The organism is Jiella pacifica, from assembly GCF_010500815.1.
Taxonomy (GTDB): Bacteria; Pseudomonadota; Alphaproteobacteria; order Rhizobiales; family Rhizobiaceae; genus Jiella; species Jiella pacifica.
The window spans coordinates 1-15,939 of the sequence record NZ_JAAAMG010000046.1 but is presented as its reverse complement, the minus strand read 5'-3'; the positions used below and the strand labels follow the sequence as shown (position 1 = coordinate 15,939).

The 15,939-nt window shown below is 62.3% G+C and carries 14 protein-coding genes and 8 pseudogenes; 10 read left to right on the top strand and 12 right to left on the bottom strand.

The annotated features are described in order from the left end of the window. Positions 1–135: 135 nt before the first annotated feature. Positions 136–333 carry a hypothetical protein gene (locus GTK09_RS26490; protein ID WP_163466398.1) on the bottom strand — a complete coding sequence of 66 codons (198 nt, stop codon included), beginning with the start codon at positions 331–333 and terminating at the stop codon, positions 136–138. 375 nt (positions 334–708) lie between these two features. Further along, the gene (locus GTK09_RS26485; RefSeq protein WP_281353548.1) at positions 709–1,791 is read right to left on the bottom strand and encodes an FUSC family protein; all 1,083 of its coding nucleotides are present in this window, start codon (positions 1,789–1,791) and stop codon (positions 709–711) included. Positions 1,792–2,368: 577 nt separating this feature from the next. On the opposite strand from GTK09_RS26485, the pseudogene GTK09_RS26480 reads away from it, so the two are divergent. Beyond that, positions 2,369–2,517: pseudogene (locus GTK09_RS26480) on the top strand (IS256 family transposase); the annotation flags it as partial. 115 nt (positions 2,518–2,632) lie between these two features. Here the strand turns inward: GTK09_RS26480 and GTK09_RS26475 are convergent. The 4 genes and pseudogenes from GTK09_RS26475 to GTK09_RS26460 all read right to left on the bottom strand — a co-directional run. Next, a pseudogene (locus GTK09_RS26475) lies at positions 2,633–2,767 on the bottom strand (ATP-binding protein); the annotation flags it as partial. 162 nt (positions 2,768–2,929) lie between these two features. Next, positions 2,930–3,511, bottom strand: a complete 582-nt coding sequence (locus tag GTK09_RS26470) for a tyrosine-type recombinase/integrase (RefSeq protein ID WP_163466396.1) — start codon at positions 3,509–3,511, stop codon at positions 2,930–2,932. A gap of 190 nt (positions 3,512–3,701) precedes the next feature. Next, on the bottom strand, positions 3,702–4,094 hold the full coding sequence (locus tag GTK09_RS26465) for a type II toxin-antitoxin system VapC family toxin (RefSeq protein WP_163466395.1): 393 nt from the start codon (positions 4,092–4,094) through the stop codon (positions 3,702–3,704). Further along, positions 4,091–4,360 carry an AbrB/MazE/SpoVT family DNA-binding domain-containing protein gene (locus tag GTK09_RS26460; RefSeq protein WP_163466394.1) on the bottom strand — a complete coding sequence of 90 codons (270 nt, stop codon included), beginning with the start codon at positions 4,358–4,360 and terminating at the stop codon, positions 4,091–4,093. The genes GTK09_RS26465 and GTK09_RS26460 overlap by 4 nt, the downstream gene beginning before the upstream one ends. A 237-nt stretch (positions 4,361–4,597) precedes the next feature. On the opposite strand from GTK09_RS26460, the gene GTK09_RS26455 reads away from it, so the two are divergent. Next, positions 4,598–5,257 (top strand): recombinase family protein, encoded by a 660-nt coding sequence (locus tag GTK09_RS26455; RefSeq protein WP_163466393.1) that lies wholly within the window; start codon positions 4,598–4,600, stop codon positions 5,255–5,257. After that, positions 5,241–5,686 (top strand): annotated as a pseudogene (locus GTK09_RS26450) (hypothetical protein). Before GTK09_RS26455 ends, GTK09_RS26450 begins: the two are co-directional and overlap by 17 nt. Positions 5,687–5,770: 84 nt before the next feature. Here the strand turns inward: GTK09_RS26450 and tnpC are convergent. The 3 genes and pseudogenes from tnpC to tnpA form a co-directional block, all read right to left on the bottom strand. After that, positions 5,771–7,302 (bottom strand): annotated as a pseudogene (gene tnpC, locus GTK09_RS26445) (IS66 family transposase). Between the two features lie 56 nt (positions 7,303–7,358). Then, positions 7,359–7,685: pseudogene (tnpB, locus tag GTK09_RS27695) on the bottom strand (IS66 family insertion sequence element accessory protein TnpB). A gap of 26 nt (positions 7,686–7,711) precedes the next feature. After that, entirely contained in the window at positions 7,712–8,152 is a 441-nt protein-coding gene (gene tnpA / locus GTK09_RS28215; RefSeq protein ID WP_163466391.1) for an IS66-like element accessory protein TnpA, read from the bottom strand. Between the two features lie 561 nt (positions 8,153–8,713). Between tnpA and GTK09_RS26425 the strand changes: the two are divergent. From GTK09_RS26425 to GTK09_RS26410, 3 genes and pseudogenes are all read left to right on the top strand, one after another. Next, positions 8,714–9,439 (top strand): annotated as a pseudogene (locus tag GTK09_RS26425) (BID domain-containing protein); the annotation flags it as partial. Further along, on the top strand, positions 9,436–9,966 hold the full coding sequence (gene traF / locus GTK09_RS26420; protein ID WP_163466389.1) for a conjugative transfer signal peptidase TraF: 531 nt from the start codon (positions 9,436–9,438) through the stop codon (positions 9,964–9,966). The pseudogene GTK09_RS26425 and the gene traF, both read left to right, overlap by 4 nt. A 588-nt stretch (positions 9,967–10,554) precedes the next feature. Continuing rightward, positions 10,555–11,141: pseudogene (locus tag GTK09_RS26410) on the top strand (IS630 family transposase); the annotation flags it as partial. On the opposite strand, the gene GTK09_RS26405 reads toward GTK09_RS26410, so the two are convergent. Together GTK09_RS26405 and rnk are read right to left on the bottom strand one after the other, a co-directional pair. After that, positions 11,138–11,440, bottom strand: a complete 303-nt coding sequence (locus GTK09_RS26405; protein WP_163466387.1) for a DMT family transporter — start codon at positions 11,438–11,440, stop codon at positions 11,138–11,140. The pseudogene GTK09_RS26410 and the gene GTK09_RS26405 sit on opposite strands and share 4 nt — an antisense overlap. 208 nt (positions 11,441–11,648) lie before the next feature. Further along, positions 11,649–12,065 carry a nucleoside diphosphate kinase regulator gene (rnk, locus tag GTK09_RS26400; RefSeq protein WP_163466386.1) on the bottom strand — a complete coding sequence of 139 codons (417 nt, stop codon included), beginning with the start codon at positions 12,063–12,065 and terminating at the stop codon, positions 11,649–11,651. 316 nt (positions 12,066–12,381) lie between these two features. Here rnk and GTK09_RS26395 point away from each other — a divergent pair, with 316 nt between their 5' ends. The 4 genes and pseudogenes from GTK09_RS26395 (at position 12,382) to GTK09_RS26385 (ending at position 14,353) form a co-directional block, all read left to right on the top strand. Then, the gene (locus GTK09_RS26395) at positions 12,382–13,083 is read left to right on the top strand and encodes a FadR/GntR family transcriptional regulator (protein ID WP_312869968.1); all 702 of its coding nucleotides are present in this window, start codon (positions 12,382–12,384) and stop codon (positions 13,081–13,083) included. A 58-nt stretch (positions 13,084–13,141) separates the two neighbouring features. Next, positions 13,142–13,743: pseudogene (locus GTK09_RS28210) on the top strand (bile acid:sodium symporter). Beyond that, complete coding sequence (locus GTK09_RS26390; protein ID WP_281353546.1) at positions 13,650–14,150, top strand: bile acid:sodium symporter; 501 nt, start codon at positions 13,650–13,652, stop codon at positions 14,148–14,150. Before GTK09_RS28210 ends, GTK09_RS26390 begins: the two are co-directional and overlap by 94 nt. Beyond that, positions 14,147–14,353: a hypothetical protein gene (locus GTK09_RS26385; protein ID WP_163466384.1), complete on the top strand. Its 207-nt coding sequence runs from the start codon at positions 14,147–14,149 to the stop codon at positions 14,351–14,353. The genes GTK09_RS26390 and GTK09_RS26385 overlap by 4 nt, the downstream gene beginning before the upstream one ends. Positions 14,354–14,456: 103 nt before the next feature. On the opposite strand, the gene GTK09_RS26380 is transcribed toward GTK09_RS26385, so the two are convergent. Next, a complete protein-coding gene (locus GTK09_RS26380; protein ID WP_163466383.1) occupies positions 14,457–15,656 on the bottom strand; it encodes an IS256 family transposase in 1,200 nt (399 codons plus the stop codon). Positions 15,657–15,939: the final 283 nt, after the last annotated feature.

Here is a 15,939-nt window from a genome sequence, read left to right as displayed (position 1 = left end):
ACACTCAGGCGATGATGCGCAACCTTGGTGGCCGCATCACGCGGCCCTGCGGACTTCCTTGATGGTGACGGTCCCATGGTTCGGTCCTCCTTCCCAAAAATAGCATGGAAAGAAGATTAAGAGGACATGTCATGATCAGACCGCGGTGAGCGCTATGTTGATTTTCGTCAGAAGGTCGGGCCTGTCTTCGCCCACCATACCCTCGCAACTAGCACGCATGTAGTCCATTTTGTCGTCTCGCCATTGTTTAAGCATATGAGCCTTTTCAATGCGGCTCAGCTTTGCGTCATAAAGAATATCAAAAGGCAGTTTATATTTTCCATGATAGGACAATCGAGGCTCCTCTCTAAAAATAAACGATCATTGTACAGAAGTATACATGTGTTATTATTATGATAGAATCAATAGAAGGGGATGCAAGTTTTTACTTGCATCGAAATTTATGCAGTATCTAAATTGTTGACGGGAGCGAAAGGTATGAAAATTGCTAACCCATGGGATGCAGCAGAAGAGAAGTAGATTCTATTTCGATTATTAGCTTAAATGTAGCGATAAATGGCGAGTGGCAAACAAAAGACAGTCTATTTCAAGCGACAAATTCCTTTGAATGGTTGTCGAGGGCGCGGTTCGTTCTTCACGGAGGCCGCAGCTTTGGAACACCCTCTTTTTTCGCTACGTGCCGGAGCACGCATTTGTCGGTGTTTCAGTTCACCGTCGCCACCAACGGATCTTCGGAGCAGCGATCTCGGCCGCTACCTCTGCGAGGGCGCTCAGGTCGCGTTCAAGTTGGCGCAGAGCGAATTTGATGCCGAACAGGCGCGCAAGCTCGGGTGTGGTCAAATTTTCTGTCTCACCGGTCTTCCGCATCGTGTCCAAGCCGTCGCGGTAATCACGCACGATGGGTTCTAGGGGGGCGGACGGGCCGGGGATGGGGCGGCCTAAGAGTTGTCCCTCTACGCTATCGAGCGCCTCGGCCCCCCTGACTATCGCGCGGCGGAATGGCTGTTCAAGCGTGCCTACGAGCGTATCGTCTCCGCCACCGCGGGCAGCGCGACGCAGCATGTTGACGTCGTGGCGCACACGGCGCAGGGCCCGTAGGATGCGTTCGGGATCGGGCGTGCGCCCGATGGCGAGCCGTCTCTCTCGGGCGGCCTCGGCGGCGAAGGTAGCCAGTGCCGTCAGCTCGCCGCGGACTTTCCCGGCGCGAGTCGTCAGTTCGTCCTCCCCCGTGCCAACTTCAGGCAAGATCGCCCGCAACTGCGCGGACATTAGATGCGCAACCCGGGCTGCCGTCTCCACCGCCGAGCGCGATGCTTTGGCCGGAAGCACTACCATCCCGACCGCCAGCCCGACTGTTAGGCCGATCGCGACCCCGATCACCCTTTCTACGGCGAGGATCTCCGGGCCGACCTCGAGCCCCGGCGCCCCGAGGAGGACCACGGTGGCCGAGATCGGCGCGATCTGGAAGCCAACCGAAATGGCCGCCATCACCGCGAGTGGCACTAACGCGATGGCGAGGGCGAGCGCTGTCGAGATCGGATCGTCCGGCCGCAACGCTAGCGCGACTGCCGTCGCGACGATGGCACCCGCGAGCGAGCCGACACCCTGCTCGAACGCCTTGCGAAGCGAACTACCGATATTCGCTTGGGTTGCCACGATGGCGCTGATCACCGCTGAGAGTTCCACCGTCAGACCGAGCGCGTGAACTGCCGCTAGCGTGAGCAGGCAGGCGATGGTCATGCGCGATGCGTGGATTGTCCACCAGGCGTGACGCGTAACAAAGTGCCTCATCCAACAGCCCTCTTTCTCATCGCGTTCGAGAGTCATGACAAAGGCGGCAAGGGATATGGACCGTATGCGCCGACGTCCACTGCGACCCATTTAAAGCGCGACACCCGCGCCATATAACGGCCCGCTTAGGACCTGAGCGCTTGGATGTAGGGGATGGTTGCGGAGGGACCCGGATGCGGCCCGGATCTATGTCGCCGCGGGGTACAGGCCTCGCAGCATGCGTCGATTATGGCTTGGCTGTCTGGACAGATGGACCTGCATTGCGAAACGGGGAAGCATCTTCTGACGTAAGGGGTATCTTTCTATGGGCGGGCGACATCGCCGGTGTGGCAAAGAACTCGACGCGGAGGCGGTGCGTCTGGTCGAAACGAGCGGCGAACGTAGCGCGAGATCGTGGAGGATCTCGGCATCGGGCTTTAGACGCTTTGGCGCTGGCCCGGCACACGTCAAGAGCGCGAACTGGAAGCATCACCACCTGAACGGCAAAGGCGGAACTGCGGTGGCCGACGGTGGCTGCAAGGGACTGTCGGGAATTCCGTGTGTGGGCGGGTCATAATAGGACCGAAGGAGATCGCCCATGGCCCGCCGCAAAGAACCCAGCATCCCTGACGCGCTGCTCGACCAGCTTTTGTCTGGCTCCGATCCCAAGACCGCCTTCCCGGTGGCTTGCTCGACGGGCTGAAGAAGGCGCTCGCCGAACGGGCGCTGAATGCCGAGATGGATCATTGCGGATTCCGACGAAGCCGGCCATGCATTCCGGCCGCCGTTCCGATTTGAAGCCGGCCACCTCCTGGTCTGGTCCTGGGTCAAATTCGATGATGGGTCGGTGTCGGGTTTCCGGTCAAGGTGTCGCTGCCGCCGTCGTCCGTGGAGCTCGCTTCCGCAGGCTCTCGCCGGACAGTTCGATGCGATAAGCGTTGTGGACGAGCCGGTCGAGAATGGCGTCGGCGATGGTCGGATTACCAAGCATCGGGTGATGCCGTCATCATCGATGGGCTGGTGCGTCATGTCATGGTCATCGACCCGCGGCACGGCCTTGCCGGGCAGCCTCCACCACGATACGATGGAGCTGGCGCGTCGAGATCGGCCGTGACCATGCCTGGCCGGGAAATAGCCAGCCCTCGCGATGAAGGACACCTTATGCTCGTCCTTCGACCCACCATTGCCGCAGGAGGATGAGAAGATCGGCCGACAGCATGGCGTTGCGATCGCGCCCGCCCTTGCCATGCTCAACCCTCAAGAGCATGCGGATGGAATCGATGTCTGCGACCTTCAGGCTCGAGACCTCGGCCACACGCAGCCCCGCGCCATAGGCGACCGACAGCGCGGCCAGATGCTTCAGACAGACCGTCGCGCCGAGCAGGCGGCGAACCTCCTCCGGGCTCAGGACGTCCGGCAGGCTCCGGGGATAGCGCAACCGCACCAGCTTGCGGGCGAGATCGGGACGGTCGATCGTATGGACGAAGAAGAAGCGAAGCGCCGAGACGACGGCGTTCATCGTCGGCACGCCGACACCGGCCTCCTGCAAGGCGACCTGGAAGCGACGCAGATCCTCGACGCTCGCCGTATCCGGCGCCCGGCCGAGAAACGATGCCAGGCGCCCGATGTCCCGGAGGTAATTGCGCTGCGTCGCGCGGGAGAACCGCCGCATTGTCATGTCGTCGATCAGGCGCTGGCGCAGTGGGCTGACCGGCTTGGCGCAAACGGGAAGGGTCGTCATGGGAAGGCTCTGTTGGACAAAGGGAGCCAGGATCGTCCGCCCGCACCGGGCGACGCTCAATCAGCGCGTAACGCTTGTATCATTCCGCAAACGGCCAAGCCGCCGCCCATCCCGCGCGAGCGGGTTCGTTCTTCGGCCCGTTACAACTCCCAAGCAGCACGCGAGAGAAGGCTGCCGTGGTGGCGACAGATTATCGTATTACGATCACTTCAACCCCAACGCTCTGTGCGACGTTTGACCAGACTCGGTCTGCAGTGACTGCTGGCATATTAAGCATCCGCGCAAGAGCGAGACAGCTACGATCGCCGAGACTCAGGCCGATGGCTTTGGTCCATTCGACCAGTTCGGCTGCACGCTCGGCGAGTTCCCAGGTCAGATCGTGTCCTTCGAGATTGAGAGAGCGGACAGCAAGACGCGCATCTTCCGGCGCCATGCCCTTCGATGCCAAACTCGCGAGCAGTTCCTGCACGTTGACTGTGGAGATGATCGCGCGGTTTTCGAGCATCGGCGCGACTGTGTCAGCTCCGACCTCGTCTTGAAGAAAGGCCATGATCGCCGAGGTGTCGAGGACCATGCCGGTCATTTTCCACCTTCAGCTTCGCGCAATGCCTCTGCGCGCCGTTCTTCGATCAGATCACCAACCAAGTCGACATCGGCAGGAATGGACTGACGAACAAGATCTTGAGCGCGCTTGAGGGACCGTCGCAGCGTCGTCACCTCAACCTCGCCGTTCTCCTTCTCGATGAACACGATCTTTCCTTCGCCATTGAGGTCGAGTTTGGACCGTAGGGCTGACGGAAGGTTCATACGCCCATTTTTTGCCACTGGAACGATATGTCGGTCGAGCATGAAAACAGTCTCTAGTAGCCAATGAGTGATTGGGTCAGTGATGAAGATAGGGTGATTTCCGGACGATGGGAAGAGAATGACCCAATCTCCTTATTTCCCGTTTTCATCCAACGCTAAATTGACCGTTTCTGAGCATATTTCCTCCAATATGTGCGAAATATAGCTTGCTCGATTTTTGCGCATGCGCGATACGTCGCTCTACGTTTTTGATATGAGTTTGCCGCTCCGAGTCGCCTTATGTCTCGCATTTTTGCCTACGCCCGGGTCTCGACCGTCGAGCAGCACCCCGAGAACCAGCTTGGGGAGATCCGCGCGGCCGGGTTTCAGCTGCAGCCGCGGCGGATCGTCAGCGAGACCGTCTCCGGCTCGGTTGCCGCGTCCGAGCGGCCCGGCTTCGCGCGGCTGATCGATCGCTTGGAAGAGGGCGACATCCTCGTCGTCACCAAGCTCGACCGTCTCGGCCGCGATGCCATGGATGTGAGAAAGACCATCGACCAGCTCGACCACCTCGGCATCAAGGTTCATTGTCTCGCGCTCGGCGGCGTTGATCTGACGAGCCCGGCGGGGCGCATGACCATGGGCGTCATCAATGCCGTCGCCGAGTTCGAGCGCAATCTGCTCATCGAGCGCACCCAGGCCGGCCTCATCCGCGCCAAAGCCGAGGGCAAGATGCTCGGCCGTCCACCGCGTCTGACCGAGGACCAGAAACACGCCGTTATCCGCAAGCTGCAGGACGGCGCATCCATCTCGCGGCTCGCTCGTGACTATGGCGTCAGCCGGCTGACGATCTCCCGAGCGCGGGACAAGTTCAAAGACCACGGCTCGATCGAGATGACGCAACCGGCCGAGGAGAAGAGCGCAACCGCAGGGGAGGGGGCGGATGCCGATCCGGCGTGAAGATCGGCATTATTATCCGATCGACTGGCGCGAGCTATCCGCAGCCATTCGGTTCGGCCGCGCCAAGGGCCGGTGTGAACGTTGTGGTCGACCACACGGCAAAACCGTCTACCATCTGGGTGACGGGCGTTGGTTCGATGACGTCGCCGATCGGTGGCGCGACGGCCGCGGCCGACTGGTTCGAACCAAGACGCCGCCGGATCCACGGCTGGCCGATGACGAGACAGGCATCGCGCGGACATTCGTCCATCTCGCCTGCGCACACCTCGACCAGGACACGACCAACAACGCCGCCAAAAAAATCTCGCTGCCCTTTGCCAGCGCTGCCATCTCGATCACGACCGCCCCTGGAACCTTAAGAAGCGCCGCCTGACGATGCTGCTCCGTCGAGCCCTTGGTGACCTCTTCACAGGTCGATATCGGCGCTAGCCGAGGGGCAATTGCTGGTGGAAGGGGCCGCTCGCAACGCTGCGGTTCAGTGGCGGCTTTGCGCCCATTCAGTAAGCGTCGTCCTCAGGCCACGGCTGCGAGCGCGTGAACGGGCCTGAACTGCCATGGCATGAGATCATCGATGCCGCTGTTGGGATGGCCCTGGACGATCAGGGTGATGACGGCGGTTATATAGGCCTGAGGATCGACGCCGTTGAGCTTGCAGGTTTCGATCAGGGAGGCGATGACGGCCCAGTGTCCGGCGCCACCGTCGGAGCCGGCGAACAGGGCGTTCTTGCGCGTCAGGGCGAGCGGACGGATCGAGCGCTCGACGGTGTTGTTGTCGATCTCGACGCGGCCGTCCCCAGCAAAGCGGCAGAGACCCTCCCTGCGCGAGAGCGTGTAGCGGATCGCCTCGGCGAGCTTGGTCTTCTGGCTGATGAACTGAAGCTTCTGGCGCAGGAACGGCTCGAGCGCGTCGAGGACGGGCCTGGTACTTTCCTGACGTGCGAGACGGCGGGCCTCGGCCGGTCGCCCGCGGATCTCGGTTTCGATCCGGTAGAGCGCGGCGATGCGCTCCAGCATCTCGGTGGCGATCGGCGCAGGACCGGCGGCGGCCAGCTCATAGAACCGCCGGCGAACATGCGCCCAACAGAAGGCGAGCCGGACGTCCCCCTTCTCGGCCAGCACCCTGTAGCCGCCATAACCGTCCACCTGGAGGATTCCGGCAAACCCCTTGAGATGGGCGATGGGCCGCTCAGCCTTGCGGTCGGGCGCATAGACATAGGCGACGGCAGGCGGATCATCGCCGCCAAAGGGACTATCGTCCCGGGCATAGGCGAAGAGCTGGCCGGTCTTGGTCCGGCCGCGCCCCGGATCGAGAACCGGCGCCGTGGTCTCATCGGCAAACAGCTTCGATGATGCCTTGAGGTGGCCCAACAGCTGCTCGTGGATGGGACGCAGCAGGAAGGCAGCCCGCCCGACCCAGTCGGCGAGCGTCGAGCGGTCGAGATGGACGACTTGGCGGGCGTAGATCTGCGCCTGGCGATAAAGCGGCAGATGGTCGGCATATTTGGAAACGAGGACGTGGGCGACGGTCACCTCGGTGGGCATGCCGCCCTCGATCAGCCGTGCCGGCGCCGGCGCCTGGACGACGACGCCCTCGCACGCCCGGCAGCCATAGCGGGAACGGCGGGTGACGAGCACTTGGAACTGCGCCGGCACGATATCGAGACGCTCGGCAACGTCCTCGCCGATGACATGCAGGGCATGGCGGCAGCACGGGCAGGCCTTGTTCTCGATGTCGACGATCATCTCGATCCGAGGCAGGTGGGCAGGCAGAGAGCTCGATTTGCCCGGCGCTTGGCGGCGCGCTCTGTCCGCACTGCCGGGGCCGCGGTCTCGTTGGACGCCTCGTCATCGGCCGCGGCCTGCTCGACTTCCTCAAGGCCGAGCAGAAGCTGATCTTCCAGCAGCGTCTCGGCCCGGCGGCCAAAGCGGGGGCGCTGCAATTCCTTGATGATCTGCTCGAGACGTTCGGCCCTCAGACGCTCGGCGATCAGCATCGCCGTGAGCGTGCCGGGATCGTCGGGAAGCGTGTCGGTCGCGGGTGTCATACCCGAAGTGAATCATCTCGTCACACCGGCAGCAACAGCTTTTGCGTCGCCAGAGGTCAGCCGGATGACGACGGAACACGGCTGGCCTGGACCTCGTGGACTCGGCGCCAGTCGAGGCCTTCGAGCAGCGCCGATAGCTGCGCCGCGGTCAGGTGCATGACGCTGTCCTCGGCCTTCCGCCAGCGGAACTGACCGTCCTCCAGTCGCTTGGCGACCACGACGACGCCGGTGCCGTCCCAGAATACCAGCTTGATCCGATCGGCGCGCTAGGCCCGGAAGACGTAAACGGCACCGGAGAACGGATCGGTGCCCATCGTCTCGCGCACCAGCGCCGCCAACCCTTCCGCGCCCTTGCGGAAGTCGACGGGCTTGGTTGCCACCATCACCCGGACCGCGCCCGTCGGACCGATCACGAACCGACCTTCAGCGCCTGTATCACCGCCGCGATGGTCTTGGCGTTCGTGCCCGATCCCACCCGCACCACGACACCGTCGATCTCCAGCTCGATCCCGCCGCTCGGCCGCGGTGCCGTTCGCCGTCGGCGCTTCGGCCTGGTCGGCAAAGTCGCCGGAACCGGCGGTGCCGCTTCCACCACCACCGGCACGAAGGCCGGCACGACCGATCCAGCCTCCGGCTCGATACGGGCTTCCGGGCGCCATCCAAAGACCTGCTGCGGTCGAAGACCGTGGCGACGCGCCACCTCCGACACCACCGCGCCCGGCGCCAGCGTCTCTTGAAGAATCCGCGCCTTGTCGTCCGCCGACCAATGCCGGCGTCCGCCAGCCCCATTGATGATCTCAACCCGCCGCAACGGCCGATCAGGGTCAAGCCTATGGTCAAATCCAGACACAAAACGATCCTCGCGTTGGATCGTCAGACTCGGCGCTCAGATCGAGAAACGGAAGGTGGGACTGGGACGACGCTTACCCCATTCAGGTCGATCAGGCTCTTCGAGACATCTCTTGGAAGCTGCCGTCCGATTTAGTTGCCGCGAGGACCGTGACCGTCGACGAACGGATGGCTGGATTTTCATGTCGACACGACGCTTAGGACGGTCTGGATGGCTTCTTTTGATCTGGCAGAGAAGAGGTGGCCCGGGAAATTGAACCGAGGTTAAGTGGAACAGTCCGGGCCCATCGCTCTCCCCATCGCGCCGAGGGAGCCGGGCCGGCGAAAAAAGCCGGCCGGGCTTCAATGCATAGGCACGCCGAGCAGCCAGCCTACCCGATCTGGGTAAGCACCCAGGGCGGCTATTCCCATGACCGCAGCAAGAACCCACGCTTATCCAACTGGCCGGGAAACCGGCACCACCTCATTATGGGAGGTCTCGCCTTCCGGCACATGAACTTGAGATCGTGGCGTGCCATTGCTGTCTAATGCCGTCTTCCATCCGTAGAGATGCACCGCAGAACCGATGCTGCAGACACAGTGGGAGAACGTCTCCCATCGCATTCGTCTCGTTTACGCCGAGCCTGAAACCGCCTTCGCCGCGATGCGCATGGACGCGGTCATGGCGGACAGCAAAGTCGCCGCCGAACGCCTCTCTGCAATCGATCAAAATCCCGAAAGCTTTGGGGCGCTCCGTGGCCGCGACGGCCTCTTCGCCGGTAAAACGGATCGTGAGGCCCGCCGCGTTGCGATGCTCAATGGTCCGGCCCTTCATCGTGACCTGAAGCGCTATCTCGAGATGCGGGAGACAACACGAGAAAAGCTCGTTGCGGCGGAGGAGGTGCAGCGGGAGCGCCTTTCTATCGATATTCCGGGTCTCTCACCCGCGGCTGGCCGGGTCCTTGAGAAGGTCCGCGACGCGATCGACAGAAACGACCTGCCCGCAGCCCTCGGTTTCGCGTTCGCGGACCGGATGGTCAAAGCCGAATTGGACGCTTTCGATAAAGCCGTCTGCGAACGGTTCGGAGACCGAGCCTTCCTGTCCCTTGATGCGAAAGAGCCGAAAGGTCGGGTCTTCGAAAAGGCGGCCGCCGGACTGGCACCTGCCGAGCGCGAGAAGCTCGCCGAAAGCTGGCCGTTGATGCGCACGGGCCAGCAAGTTGCGGCTCAGGAACGAACCCAGGTCGCGCTGAAGGAGGCGGACGCGATGCGGCAGTCGCAGCGCCAAAGCCAGACGGTGAAGCAATGATCACGCGCGGCCGCTTTGCAGTCCTGACCCTCCTTCTTTCTCTTCCGATCGCCGTCTTTATCGCCGGTGGGTGGGGCGGGTTCAGGATCAATTTTTCGCCGAGCTATCCGCTCGGGCTCTGGCGGATTGCGACGCTTGATCGGGCTGCTCGGATTGGCGATCGGATTTTCATCTGCCCGCCGCGCAATGCGACGTTCGAGCTCGCCCGGAGACGAGGATATCTCCGCCAAGGGCTATGCCCAGGCTGGCTGAGCCCGTTGATCAAGACGGTGGTTGCAACATCGGGCCACTGCGTTGGCATCGCGGCATCGGTCACCATCGACGGGCGCGATCTCCCTCATTCTGAACTTCAAGCGGTCGATGGCTCCGGCCGATCATTGCCGCCGTATCCGGGCGGCGCCGTCCCGTCCGGATTTCTCTTCCTGCACTCCCCGTTCAAGGGTTCGTATGACTCGCGCTACTTCGGGCCGATCCCGGCCAAAGGTGTTCTCGGCCTGGCTACACCGATCCTCACCTTCGGTGCGTGACTGTCTGATCGGTCTCGGCTTTGCCGCCACCGGCGCTGGAGTTGGCGCCGTTGCTTGGTGCGGCGTGCCCTTGGCCTTGCCCGTCGCGGTCCTGTTCCCGACCCTGTGGGCGTTCGCACCCGGCAGGTTTACCGCCAGCCTCACAGCGTTGTCGTATTTCCTCGCGGCCTCGCGCGACCTGCCGGTCGGCGTCTCGATCTTCTACGCGACCGATATGGGGGTGCCACTTGGTTTTTGGCTTGTCGCGTCGTCGCTCTTCGTCTTGGTCCATACGGTGCTGTGGAGTCAGAAATCGGCATGGCAGCGATCGATGCGCTACGCGATCGCATGGATCCTGATGAGCCTTCCGCCCTTCGGCATCACCGGTTGGGCAAGTCCCGTCACCGCCGCCGGCATCCTCTTGCCTGGCTGGGGGTGGTGGGGCCTTGCCGCGACGGCCATCGGGCTCTCGATGATGACGACTCGCATCTGGCTGATACCGGCGATTCTCTTCTGCACTGCTTTCGCGTTGTCAGCCTTGACTTGGACCCCACCGAAAGCACCGGAGGGCTGGACCGGAATCGACACCGACTTCCACCATGGGCGTTCCGCGGAGCATTCCGGTTACGAACAGCATCGCGCAACCATCGCTCTTGTCCGCGATGCCGCGGCGGCAGCCGGCGCGGCTGGTGTTCATCGACGAAACCAGCGTGAAGACCAACATGACGCCGCTGCGCGGCCGCAGCCTGAAGGGTGAACGCCTGCGGGCCGATGCGCCATTCGGCAAATGGCAGACCCAGACCTTCGTGGCGGGCCTGCGCTGCCATGAACTTGTCGCACCATGGGTCATCGACGGCGCCATGGATGGCGAGGCGTTCGATCTCTACGTGCGCACGCAACTGGCGCCGTGTCTTTCGCCTGGTGACGTGGTGATCATGGACAATCTCAATGTCCACAAGAGCCCCCGGGCGGCCAAGGCGCTCGCCGAACGGGGCGCCTGGCGCCTGCTCCTGCCGAAATACTCGCCCGACCTCAATCCCATCGAAATGGCTTTCGCCAAGCTCAAGGCCCTTCTGCGCAAAGCCAAAGCCCGAACCACGGACGACCTCTGGCGAGCCCTCGGCGATATCTGCGACCTCTTCGAGCCCGACGAATGCTGGAATTATCTCAAGGCCGCAGGATATGTTGCCGATTAATCGCCCGACGCTCTAACGGCGGCGACAAAACAGAAGGTCGAGCCGATGTTGACCGAAGCGCGCAGGAGGGTCAGCCGCGCGATCCGGATGTTCATCCTCGTGGGCAGACGCATGACGAGCACGATCGGCGCCATGAGCACCGCCTGAACAAGGAAGCGTGCGAGGGTCACCGTGCCGGCAGACACCGTCTGCACCGCTATCTTTGACGCGACGTCGATCAAGGGAGCGACAATGCAGAACACAAGCATCAATCCAATGCCCGGCAGGATCCGATCGACGGATGGGCGATGGCTGGGCAAGGTCGTAGGGCCTCGTCTCATCGGCTGGAGCTACCTTGCAAATGGCACCGTTCGGCCGCTTACGCGACAACATGGGCGGGAGCGTAGGAGTTGTTCGGAAACTTCCGATCCCCCTCCTACGCTTGGGCATCTGGAACGGAATTCTTGATGCGTTCGGGAAGGTCGCATCGTCAATCCAAATTGGACTCCATGCCAATTCTGGATGCAGTCAAACGGTAGCCTCGCTGGGTGCTGTGACAGCCAGAACGGTGAGCATCTGCTTCCTGCCGGAACGGGTCGTCCAGGCGATGGACTGACCTTCCGATAAACCGATCAACGCCGCCCCGATCGGTGTAAGAATTGATACTCGCCCCAACGAGATGTCGGCATGCGCCGGATAGACGATGGTCACGTTCCGTTCGGCACCGTCGTCCGAGCGATATGTCAGGTTCGATCCCATGCGCACTACGTTCGGCTTGGCGGCACGTTCTGAGACGATGCGAGCGCGTTCAAGTTCCTGAAGCAGTTCCTCCGCCACCTCGGGAATGCGATCGAGCGCGGCATTCGCGAGGCGCGATAGGCTCTCGTAATCTTGCTCGGTAACGGCGAGCTTCGGCAATCGACTGCCGCTCTGATGATGGCGCATAGATGTGCTCCTGCGAGCGCGGCGACCTCCGTGTGGAGGCCGTGCTCGTTGACGGACGTCCGTTTGGGGGGGCGCGGGCTGTGCTTGAAAAAAGTGACGACATGAACCCCGGCGCTTCGAACGCGGGGCGTTTCGAAGGCGGGGCTACCGCGGTGCGGCGGGTGTGACCCGGGCGCTCAGCGCCTTGCGAAGATCGATCGTCGTCATCGGAAGATGATCGCGCTTGCGCGCCGATCTGTCAACACATTGCTGCATTGTCGCGGAAATTCAACTTCCCTGCCCGTCGCGGGAGCCCTATGGCTGGCGTGGTCCATAAATGGTCTCGAATTCGATGGCAAAGCACACATCCAGCGAGGAAGCGTTGAGGCGTCTCCGCGACCACCTTGGAAAGGGGGCACTTGCGTCTCAGTTCAGGCTAGAGTCCGAGCGCGCGTTGGCAGAGCGGATCGGGTGCAGCCGGGAAACGCTGCGCAAGGCGATCCGTGTACTGGAGTTGGAAGGACGGGTCTGGCGACATGTCGGTCAGGGAACATTTCTTGGACCGCGCCCCGCGCACGAGCCGATCCCTCCAATGGTCCTTGTCGAGACGGCGTCGCCCGCCGACATCATCGATGCCCGGCTTCTCCTAGAGCCGGGGATCGCGGCGACCGCTGCGCAAAAAGCCACACACCAGGATCTAACCCTTCTTCGGGAGCTCGTGGGGCGAACCATGCGGGCCGCCGACTGGCAGGCATACGAAGTGGCGGATAATGCCTTTCATAAAGCGATTGCCCGGTCGTCCGGAAACCCGGTGGCGATCGCGTTTTTAGATATCCTTTCGAGTGTCCGCTCGCGAGTGCGGTGGCAACGCGAACACAACCTGACGTTCCGGCGCGACCGGAAGAAGGAGTACACGGAGCAGCAGAGCCGGATGCACGGCGCCATCATCGACGCCATAGAGGCCCGGGATCCGGAAGGCGCGCGCCAAGCCATGAATGACCATCTTTGCGCCATCCGCAAAGTTATGGTCGTTACCTAAAGGAAGTATTCGGTGTGTTACGTAAGCCTCAGACCTCACTTTCGTTTGAGGGCTGTCGATGCGTTTCCGGCTTGATCCATCCCTAGGCTTGATGATCGGGGCAGTTGCACTCGCTACCGTTCTTCCCGCACCCGGAGATAGTGCAACGATGGTCACCTGGCTGGGGGCCATTGGCGTGGCCGGGCTTTTCTTTGGGCATGGGGCATCCTTGGCGCCGCAGGCCATCCTCGCGGGCTTGCGGCATTGGCGGCTTCATCTCTTCATCCTGGCAACGACGTTCCTAGTGTTCCCAACGGCGTCTATCCCCTGACATTCCTGCCCAAAGGATGGCTGCCCGACGGTCTCATCATGGGCTTCCTCTACCTCGCCGTTCTGCCGTCCGCCGTCTCCTCGTCGATCGCCTTTACCGCGATGGCCAAGGGCAACGTCTCTGCGGCAATCTGCAACTCCGCTGGGTCCAACGTCTTCGGACTCATGCTCACCCCGCTCCTGGCCATGATCCTGATGCAGCATCTGCCGTCATTGATCCGCTCGGCTCACTTCGGGACATCCTGCTCCAACTTCTGTTGCCGTTCCTCGCGGGCCAGCTCGCCCGTCCTTGGATCTCGGGCTTCCTCTTCCGTCACGAGAAGCGGCTGCACCAGTACGACCAGCTGGTGATCGTCGTCATCATCTACGGGGCGTTCTCGCAGTCCGTCGTCGACGGCTTGTTGAGCCGACTGCCCCGGGCAGCCCTCGGTACTGCCGCCCTCCTCTGCCTTCTGCTGCTCTGCGCCGTCATCGCCTTCACGATGTTCGCTTCCCGCCGGCTCGGCTTCTCCCGCGGCGACGAGATCGCGGCAGTGTTCTGCGGATCGAAGAAGAGCCTCGCCTCGGGGCTACCTCTGGCACAGGTCCTGTTCGCGGGCGCGAGCGGCTTTGGCATGATTGTGCTGCCGATCATGCTCTACAACCAGATACAAATCTTGGTCGGAGCCGTACTAGCGAAGCGGTACGCGCGGACTGTCGATAAGGACAATGGCCGATTTGGCGCCGGCTCGGCCGTCGCCCGACCTTTGAAACGGTGAAGATCCAAGAAGCGTGGGACAAACGCTTGTTAGGCCGCGCTCCTGCCATCAAGGAACTCAAAGCCTGCAACGACGACCTCCAGGCCGATGTTGAGGTGATCCGCGCCAATTCCGCGGCCTATCAGGCGGCGAACCGTAAGCCGTATGCGGTTTATGGTCTTTCGACGATGCATCGATACCTCCAGATAGATGAAGATTCTTGACCGTATACCGTCCGAAAAACCGACCAAATATGAGTGCGGATCGTGTCCCCTGGCGTGGTGTAGCTGACGGCGCCGCACCGCGGTTCCGGCTAGACCGGGTTGATCAGCGGGCCACGGCTCGCAGGCTGATGAGAGGATCATCGCTCAAGGGAGCGACGGATTCCAGTGTCATGTACCTGGCCCGCTGAACGGCCCACTCATCGTTCTGCTCGATCAGCATGGCGCCGACGAGACGCAGGAGGGCCTCGTCGTTCGGGAAGATGCCGACGACATCGGTGCGCCGCTTGATCTCGCCGTTCAACCGCTCGATGGGATTCGTGCTGTGCAGCTTGGCGCGATGCTCCTTCGGGAAGGTCATGTAGGCCAACACGTCGGGCTCGGCATCGTCGAGGATGGCGGCGAGTTTGGGGACCTTCGTCCGTATCTGGTCAGCGACGGAGCGCCATTGCAGGCTGGCGGCCTCCGGGGTGTCTTGGGCGAATGCGGTGGCAATGAAGGCCGACACGACACGGCGTCCGCTCTTGCCGGCATGAGCCAGCACATTGCGCATGAAGTGCACCCGGCATCTCTGCCATGTCGCTGTCAGAACCTTGGTGACGGCCGCCTTGATACCCTCATGGGCATCGGAGACGACGAGCTTCACGCCGCGCAGACCACGGCGGGTCAGCTTGCGCAGGAACTCGGTCCAGATCGGCTCCGCCTCGGATGTGCCGATCTCCATGCCCAGCACCTCGCGTCGGCCGTCGGTGTTGACGCCGACAGCGATGATGACGGCGACCGATACGATACGACCGCCACGACGGACCTTCAGATAGGTGGCGTCGATCCAGAGATAGGGCCAGTCGCCCTCGATCGGCCTTTCTAGGAAGGCTTTCACCTTGCCGTCGATCTCCTCGCAGAGCCTCGACACCTGGCTCTTCGAGATGCCGGTCATGCCCATTGCCTTGACGAGATCGTCGACCGAGCGCGTCGAGATGCCCTGGACATACGCCTCTTGAATGACAGCGGTCAGGGCCTTCTCGGCCATGCGCCGCGGCTCCAGGAAGCCTGGAAAGTAGCTCCCCTTCCGCAGCTTCGGAATGCGCAGCTCGACCGTGCCGGCACGCGTCTGCCAGTCCCGATCGCGGTATCCGTTGCGCTGGGCGAGCCGCTCGCCGCTCTTCTCGCCATAGCCGGCGCCGGTCGCTGCGCCAACCTCCAGTTCCATCAGCCGCTCGGCGGCAAAGCCGATCATCTCGCGCAACAGATCGGCGTCCGGGGTCTTCTCCAGGAGCCCGCGCAGGCTCATCATGTCGTCGGTCATCAGGGGATCTCCGGTTGCGGTTAGGTCTCGCAACCCAAACCTAACCGGAAACCGCTGGTGACCACCGCGCCGCCAATCCCGTCCTACAGCGCTATGAAGGGCGCGGATGTGATCGGCGACGCTACCGCCGAGCTACACCACGTGTGGGGACACGACCTGTCCTCTTAATCTTCTTTCCATGCTATTTTTGGGAAGGAGGACCGAACCATGGGACCGTCACCATCAAGGAAGTCCGCAGGGCCGCGTGATGCGGCCACCAAGGTTGCGCATCATCGCCTGAGTG

Excerpts from the sequence above, each read along its gene's own strand:
- GTK09_RS26485 (WP_281353548.1), bottom strand. The coding sequence starts at position 1,791 with ATGAGGCACTTTGTTACGCGTCACGCCTGGTGGACAATCCACGCATCG.
- GTK09_RS26470 (WP_163466396.1), bottom strand. The coding sequence starts at position 3,511 with ATGACGACCCTTCCCGTTTGCGCCAAGCCGGTCAGCCCACTGCGCCAG.
- GTK09_RS26465 (WP_163466395.1), bottom strand. The coding sequence starts at position 4,094 with ATGACCGGCATGGTCCTCGACACCTCGGCGATCATGGCCTTTCTTCAA.
- GTK09_RS26460 (WP_163466394.1), bottom strand. The coding sequence starts at position 4,360 with ATGCTCGACCGACATATCGTTCCAGTGGCAAAAAATGGGCGTATGAAC.
- GTK09_RS26455 (WP_163466393.1), top strand. The coding sequence starts at position 4,598 with ATGTCTCGCATTTTTGCCTACGCCCGGGTCTCGACCGTCGAGCAGCAC.
- traF (WP_163466389.1), top strand. The coding sequence starts at position 9,436 with ATGATCACGCGCGGCCGCTTTGCAGTCCTGACCCTCCTTCTTTCTCTT.
- rnk (WP_163466386.1), bottom strand. The coding sequence starts at position 12,065 with ATGCGCCATCATCAGAGCGGCAGTCGATTGCCGAAGCTCGCCGTTACC.
- GTK09_RS26395 (WP_312869968.1), top strand. The coding sequence starts at position 12,382 with ATGGTCTCGAATTCGATGGCAAAGCACACATCCAGCGAGGAAGCGTTG.
- GTK09_RS26380 (WP_163466383.1), bottom strand. The coding sequence starts at position 15,656 with ATGACCGACGACATGATGAGCCTGCGCGGGCTCCTGGAGAAGACCCCG.